Annotated in this window: 6 protein-coding genes; 2 read left to right on the top strand and 4 right to left on the bottom strand. The window is 73.3% G+C overall.

From position 1 onward, the window contains the following. Positions 1–349: 349 nt before the first annotated feature. The 3 genes from ACFUMH_RS10165 to ACFUMH_RS10155 form a co-directional block, all read right to left on the bottom strand. Positions 350–1,354 (bottom strand): anion permease, encoded by a 1,005-nt coding sequence (locus tag ACFUMH_RS10165; RefSeq protein WP_378204266.1) that lies wholly within the window; start codon positions 1,352–1,354, stop codon positions 350–352. Positions 1,355–1,360: 6 nt separating this feature from the next. Continuing rightward, positions 1,361–1,981: a DUF47 domain-containing protein gene (locus ACFUMH_RS10160; protein WP_378204263.1), complete on the bottom strand. Its 621-nt coding sequence runs from the start codon at positions 1,979–1,981 to the stop codon at positions 1,361–1,363. 411 nt (positions 1,982–2,392) lie between these two features. Continuing rightward, complete coding sequence (locus ACFUMH_RS10155; RefSeq protein ID WP_378204269.1) at positions 2,393–2,995, bottom strand: hypothetical protein; 603 nt, start codon at positions 2,993–2,995, stop codon at positions 2,393–2,395. A gap of 230 nt (positions 2,996–3,225) precedes the next feature. Here ACFUMH_RS10155 and ACFUMH_RS10150 point away from each other — a divergent pair, with 230 nt between their 5' ends. Continuing rightward, entirely contained in the window at positions 3,226–4,737 is a 1,512-nt protein-coding gene (locus tag ACFUMH_RS10150) for a sugar porter family MFS transporter (protein ID WP_378204260.1), read from the top strand. A 56-nt stretch (positions 4,738–4,793) separates the two neighbouring features. Here ACFUMH_RS10150 and ACFUMH_RS10145 read toward each other — a convergent pair whose 3' ends face one another. Continuing rightward, positions 4,794–5,138: a hypothetical protein gene (locus tag ACFUMH_RS10145; RefSeq protein WP_378204257.1), complete on the bottom strand. Its 345-nt coding sequence runs from the start codon at positions 5,136–5,138 to the stop codon at positions 4,794–4,796. 353 nt (positions 5,139–5,491) lie between these two features. Between ACFUMH_RS10145 and ACFUMH_RS10140 the strand changes: the two genes are divergently transcribed. Further along, entirely contained in the window at positions 5,492–7,132 is a 1,641-nt protein-coding gene (locus ACFUMH_RS10140; RefSeq protein ID WP_378204254.1) for an MDR family MFS transporter, read from the top strand. Positions 7,133–7,196 lie beyond the last annotated feature (64 nt).

Genomic DNA, 7,196 nt, shown 5'->3' with positions numbered 1-7,196 from the left:
GTGTTGCAACACCCGCACTCGTGACGCATGTATCGCACTCGGGGTGCGACGTCCCGGACGCACCGCGCCTGGTGGGACGCGCCGCCCTCGCGGTCACTCGACGCCCGCGCGCGCGTGCCCTGGCCCGCCGCTGCGCCACTCGCCCACGCCGACTGCGGCAGGTCGCACCGAGCGCACCCGTTGCACCTGCCGCACTCGGTGCGACGTACCGCACTCGGCGGAGGGACGCGGGCGCCAGGGTGGGCCCGGAGGGCAGGCGCCGGGACGGCGGCGGGCCCCCGTGCCGGCGGGCACCGGCACGGGGGCCCGTGCGTCGTGGTGACGGCCGCGGGGCGGCGGCCGTGCGGGGTCAGCCGAGGATCGGGTGCAGGATCCAGAAGACGACGGCGGCGACGAGCGCGGCCGCCGGGATCGTGAGGATCCACGCGCCGGCGATGTTCTTCGCGACGCCCCAGCGGACGGCCGACAGGCGCTTGGTGGCGCCGACGCCCATGATGGCCGAGGTGATCGTGTGCGTCGTCGAGACGGGCGCGTGCAGGTAGAACGCGTTGACGTACAGGACGAGGGCGGACACGGACTCGGCGACGAAGCCGCGCGCCGGGTCGAGCTCGATGATCTTGCGGCCGAGGGTGCGCATGATGCGCCAGCCTCCGGCGTACGTGCCGAGCGAGATCGCCGCGGCGGCGGACAGCTTGACCCACAGCGGGATGCCGGCGTCCGCGTCGGCCCAGCCGACCGTGAGCAGCGCGAGGAAGATGACGCCCATCGTCTTCTGCGCGTCCTGCAGGCCGTGCCCGAGCGCCATGGCGGCTGCCGAGATGGTCTGCGCGATGCGGAAGCGGCGGTTCACCTTGGACGGCGCACGGTTGCGGATGATCCACAGCAGCCCGGCCATCAGCAGGAACGCGAGGCCGAAGCCGATGAGCGGCGAGAAGATCATCGGCAGGACGACCTTGTCGACGATCGCGGAGCCGTAGATGCCGAACCCGGCGGCCAGGCCGGCGCCGACGAGGCCGCCGATGAGGGCGTGCGTCGACGACGAGGGCAGCCCGAACCACCACGTGATGAGGTTCCACGTGATCGCCCCGACGAGGGCGCACAGCACCACGACGAGCGCGGAGTGCGGGGGTTCCCCCTCGAGGTCGACGATCGCGGTGGCGATCGTCTCGGCGACCTCGGTGCCCAGCAGCGCACCGGTGAAGTTCATGACGGCGGCCATGATGAGCGCCGCCCGCGGCGTCAGCGCACGCGTCGAGACCGACGTGGCGATGGCGTTGGCGGCGTCGTGGAAGCCGTTGGTGTAGTCGAACCCGAGCGCGAGCGCGACGACGAGGACGACGAGCGCGGTCTCCACCTGTGCTCAGGACTCCTTGAGCGCGATGGTCTCGATGCTGTTCGCGACCTTCTCGAACGCATCCGCCGCGTCCTCGAGCTTCTCGACGATCTCCTTGAGCTTGAGCAGGAGGACCGCGTCGGTGATCTCGTCGAACATCTGCGCGAGCAGCTTGCGGTGCGTCTTGTCCGCCTGGTTCTCGAGACGGTTGACCTCGACCCAGTACTCCTGGAGCGAGTCCATCGAGCGCAGCCGGGGCATGGCCTCGGCCGTCAGCTCGGCGGCGCGCTGCAGCACCTGCACCTGGTCGGAGACGCGCGCAGGCAGCTCGTCGACCTTGTAGAGGACGATGAGGTCGGCCGCCTCGTCCATGAAGTCCATGCAGTCGTCGAGGCTCGACGCGAGGTTGTAGATGTCGTCGCGGTCGAAGGGCGTGACGAACGTCTGGTTCAGCCGCCGCATGATCGCGTGCGTGGCCTCGTCGGCCGCGTGCTCCGCCTCGGCCATCCGCTTGTTGATGTCCTTGCGGGTGGCGCGGTCCGCCCCGAGGATCTCGGCCAGCAGGTTCGCCCCCGTCACCAGGTACGAGGCCTGGGTGGCGAAGAGGTCGAAGTACGAGGTGTCGCGCGGTGTCAGGCGCAGGCGCACGGAGAGCTCCGGGGCGTGGGACGAGACAGACGCCCGGCGGGTGCACGGGCGGCGCCCAGCCTAACGGGCCGTGAACGGCAGGTGCACCGACCCCGGGCCCGATCGGGGCCACGACCGGGTGACGGACGACACGGTGACGCCGCGGCCGCGGGCCGCACGCAGGGCACCGGTCGGACGATGAGGACGCCGGGCCGCGGGGCGCCTCTCGGCGCATGGCCGCTCGAAGCGGCTGAGATTGGAGCCCGGGGCCACCGCGACCCGACGTCCCGTCCAGTCTAGGCGGGGACCCGCCGGCGCACCGGTCGAACGCCCGCGGCGGTGAGCACCGTCACGCGTCCGGGCGAACGAGGACGTCGCCCGCCCGGGCGGCGCAGCCCCGCCCGGACCTGGCCACGGGACCCCGGCCCGCCCTCACTCGAGCCGTCCGGCACGCCACAGCGCGGCGGCCGCGACCAGCTCCTCAGCGGTGCGCACGAGCGACGCCGCCCCGCGGGTCGTCCGCGCCGCCGCGCCGGGGTCGACGACGTCGAGGTGGTCGGCGTCGAACGCCGCGCCCGTGGCCAGCACCTGGCAGAACGCGGCGGCGCGCTCGAGCGCCACCGCGAGGTCGCCCGCGTAGACGCCCGAGAGCACGGCGTCCGCGACGGCCCGCACGTCGGCCGGCCCGGGCGGGCTCACGACGCCCGCGACCACGTCGTGCACGGGTGCCGACGTGACGCCCATGCGGTAGCGGTCGGCCACCGTGGCGGGGTCGCGGCGCACCCACTCGCGCAGCACGTACAGGCGCCACAGCGCGCCGGGCAGGGTGTCGGCCGGGCTGTCCGCCCACATCGCCGCGACCATGTCGAGCCCCTCGGTCTCGACGAGCGCGACGAGCCGCTGCACGACGTCGGGGTCCTGCGACGCGCGCGCCCGGTGCACGAGCGCGGCCGCGGTGGTGTGCGCGATCTCCCCGCGCAGCTGCGGGTCGGTGTCGCCGGGCAGGGCGTCGGCCTGCGCGGGGTCGAACGGCACGGGCCGGTGGTGGCGCCGGGGCTCCTGCCCCGCGCCGCCGTCACGTCCCTCGGTCGCTGCCACCGGGCGATGATGCACCCCGCCACCGACGGCTGCCACCTCCGCGGGGCGCGGACGTGACGCCCGTCGCGTCGGCACCCCTCCGGGTGCGGCGCCCCAAGGGCGGGGCCACAGTGGTCGTGACCAGGCCGTCCGGCCGGTCGTGCGAGCTGTGTGTACGGGGGTGGACGATGTCCGATCCGGCGTCCCGCGGGACGACTCCGAGCGGGGGCGGCGCCTCCGCGGCGCGGGGCGGGCGCAACCCGCACGCGGGCAAGGCCGTCGCGCTGTCCGTGGCGGCCGCCGTCGGCGGCTTCCTCTTCGGGTTCGACAGCTCGGTGATCAACGGCGCCGTCGAGGCGGTGCAGGGGCGGTTCGCGCTCTCGGACGTCGTGACGGGCCTCGTCGTCGCGGTCGCGCTGCTCGGCTCCGCGGCGGGCGCGTGGCTGGGCGGCCACCTGTCCGACCGCTGGGGACGCACGCGCGTCATGGTCCTCGGGGCGGTGCTGTTCTTCGTCTCGTCGGTCCTCTCCGGCATCGCCTTCTCGGCGTGGGACCTCGCGATCTGGCGCGTCATGGCCGGTGTCGGCATCGGCATCGCCTCGGTCATCGCGCCGGCCTACATCGCCGAGATCGCGCCGGCGCGGCTGCGCGGGCGGCTCGGGTCGCTGCAGCAGCTCGCGATCACGATCGGCATCTTCGCAGCCCTGCTGTCCGACCAGCTGCTCGCGTCGAGCGCGGGCGGCGCCGGCGAGGACCTGTGGTTCGGGGCGGAGGCGTGGCGCTGGATGTTCCTCGTCGGCGTCGTGCCCGCGCTGGTGTACGGGGTCCTGGCGTGGCGGATCCCGGAGTCGCCCCGCTACCTCGTCGCGAAGGGCCGGCAGGACGAGGCGACGGCGATCCTGCGCGAGGTGCTGCCGCCGGACGAGGACGCCGCGGCGCGCGTGCGCGAGATCGAGCACACGATCCGGACCGACGAGGCGCTCGCCGCGCAGGCGAGCCTCCGCGGCCCCGCTCTGGGCCTGCTGCCCGTGGTGTGGGTCGGCATCCTGCTGTCGGTGTTCCAGCAGTTCGTCGGGATCAACGTCATCTTCTACTACTCGACGACGCTGTGGCAGGCCGTCGGGTTCGAGGAGAGCGACTCGTTCACGTACTCGACGATCACCGCCGTCGTGAACGTCGCGGTGACGTTCATCGCCATCGCCCTCGTGGACCGTGTGGGGCGTCGCCCGCTGCTCCTCATCGGCTCCGCCGGCATGACGCTCACGCTCGGTCTCATGGCCGTCGCGTTCACGCAGTCGTTCGAGGTCCCGGACCCCGAGCAGGCGGGCGAGGTCATCACGCAGCTGCCCGGCGGGTGGGGCGTGACCGCGCTGGTGGCCGCGAACGCGTTCGTCGTCTTCTTCGGCGCGACGTGGGGCCCGCTCGTGTGGGTGCTGCTGGGCGAGATGTTCCCGAACCGGATCCGTGCGGCCGCCCTCGGGGTGGCCGCGTCGGCGCAGTGGATCGCCAACTTCCTCATCACCGTGTCGTTCCCGGAGCTGCTCGGCAGGTTCGGCGCCACCGTCCCGTACTTCATGTACGCGACCTTCGCGCTGCTGTCGTTCTTCTTCGTCCTGACGAAGGTGCCCGAGACGAAGGGCGTCGAGCTGGAGGACATGGAGGGCCTGCGGCACGAGCGGCGGGCACGCCGGCCCGCCTGACGCGTCCCGGCCGGGACGGACCGGGGTGGCCACGCGGCGCACCCCGGTCCGGCGCCTCAGCAGCTCTTCATGCTCCGGTAGCGGGCGATGCTGTTGCTCTGCTCCTTGTAAATCCACGACGCCGTCGCGTACGGCGTGACGGTCTTGCAGGCCAGGTCCGGCCCCCAGGCGATGTCCGGCTGCACGCGGACGGACACCGAGGAGCAGTTGTAGTGGTAGATCGTCCGGTGCTGGATCGTGTAGGTGCTGTACCCGCTGGGGACGATCTGCGTCCAGCCGTCGGAGATCGACGTGCCGCACGGCGCGGCCTGCGCGGGCGCGGCGGCGACGAGGCCGCCGGCGAGCAGGCCGGCCGCCGCGGCCAGCGACGTCAGTGCCCGGCGTGTGCGTGTGGTGGCCATGGTTCCCCCTCGTGGTGCTCGCGGCGGCGACGGTCGCCCCCGCGCCGTCCACCGTTCGCGGGACCGGGACGGCCCGCCGAGGGTCCGTAACGTTTCAGCACCGGGATCCGGGAGCGCACGCGACGACATTCCGGGGCACAGGTGGCAAGGCCGACAGCGGGTGGGCGATCTCGGTGGGGCCCGCGTCACCCCGCCGCCGGGAACAACGGCACCCTTGCAACGGTTGCCCGAGGTAACGATTCGACTTAGAGTTGCCTCAAGCAACTTTCTTCGGCGCCCGTCGTGACGCCCACCGATCCCGACCGCCGACGCCGCCGGTCCCCCGCCCTGCACGTCCGGAAGCGAGACCCTGCGTGAGCACCCAGCCCGACACCCGCACCACCCCTCTGCGCGACCCCGCGCACCCCGGCGACGTCCCGCCCGTCGTCGCCGACGCCCGCCCCGCCATGACGCACCGCGAGGTGCTCGAGGCCCTCTCCGGCATCCTGCTGGGGATGTTCGTCTCGATCCTCGCGACGAGCGTCGTCTCGACCTCGCTGCCGCGGATCATCACCGACCTCGACGGCTCGCAGTCCGCGTTCACGTGGGTCGTCACCGCCACGCTGCTGACGACCACGATCTCGACCCCCATCTGGGGCAAGCTCGCCGACCTCACGAACCGCAAGGTGCTCGTCCAGGTCGCGCTCGTCGTCTCCGTCGTCTCCTCGGCGCTCGCCGGCTTCTCGCACAGCACCGAGATGCTCATCGGCATGCGCGCCCTGCAGGGCATCGGCGCCGGCGGCCTCACGGCGCTCGGCACCGTCCTCATCGCCGACATCATCAGCCCGCGCGAGCGCGGCCGGTACATGGGGCTCATGGGCGCCGTCATGGCCGTCGGCATGGTCGGCGGTCCGCTGCTCGGCGGCGTCATCACCGACGCGGCCGGCTGGCGCTGGAACTTCTTCGTCGGCCTGCCGTTCGCCGTCGCGGCGATCGTCGTGCTGCAGCGCACGCTGCACCTGCCCGCCCTGCGCAAGCGGCGCGTGCGGATCGACTGGGCCGGCGCGATCCTTCTGTCCGCGGGCATCGCGACGCTGCTGCTCTGGGTGACCTTCGCCGGCGACTCGTTCGACTGGGCGTCCTGGCAGACCGCCGCCATGGTCGGCGGCGCGCTCGTCCTGCTCGGTGCGGCCGTCGCGGTCGAGCACCGCGCCGCCGAGCCGATCATCCCGCTGCGCCTGTTCAAGGACCGCACGGTCGTCCTCGCCGTCGTCGCGTCGGTGGCCGTCGGCATCGCGCTGTTCGGCACGCAGGTCTACCTCAGCCAGTACCTCCAGCTCGCCCGCGGCCGCACGCCCACCGAGTCGGGCCTGCTCACCATCCCGATGGTGCTCGGCCTGTTCCTGTCCTCGACGCTGAGCGGGCGCGCCATCTCGCGCTCCGGCCGCTACAAGAAGTTCATGATCGCCGGTGCGGTCCTGCTGGTCGCGGGCCTCGGCCTCATGGGCACGATCGACGAGACGACCTCGTTCTGGCTGCTCGGGGTCTACATGGCGGTGCTCGGCATCGGGGTCGGCATGCTCATGCAGAACCTCGTCCTCGCCGCGCAGAACACCCTGCCCGTGCAGGACGTCGGCTCCGGCACCGCCACGATCGCGTTCTTCCGCACGCTCGGCGGCACGCTCGGCGTCTCCGCCCTCGGCGCGCTGCTCTCGCACCGCGTGCAGGACTACATGGTCGACGGCCTGCGGGCCGCCCACGTCGACCCGGCGCTGCTCGGCGGCTCCGGCGGCGGCGCGTCGGCGCTGCCCGACGTCACGACCCTGCCCGCGCCGATCCGCCACGTCGTCGAGCACGCCTTCGGCGTGGGCGTCGCGGACCTGTTCCTCGTCGCGGCCCCGATCGCGCTGCTCTCGCTCGTGGCGGTCCTGCTGCTGCGCGAGGTGCCCCTGGGCAACCGCTCGGGCATCGAGCAGCGGCTCGCCGCCGAGGAGGCGGGCACCGCGGGCGCCTGAGCACACGACGCCGACGAGCCCCGGTCCCCCACGTGGGGGGCCGGGGCTCGTCCGTGCCCGGGTG

It is taken from the genome of Cellulomonas sp. NPDC057328 (genome assembly GCF_042667215.1).
Classification (GTDB): Bacteria; Actinomycetota; Actinomycetes; order Actinomycetales; family Cellulomonadaceae; genus Cellulomonas.
Note: the sequence above shows the minus strand (reverse complement) of the source record. Positions and strands in the feature narration are given on the sequence as shown.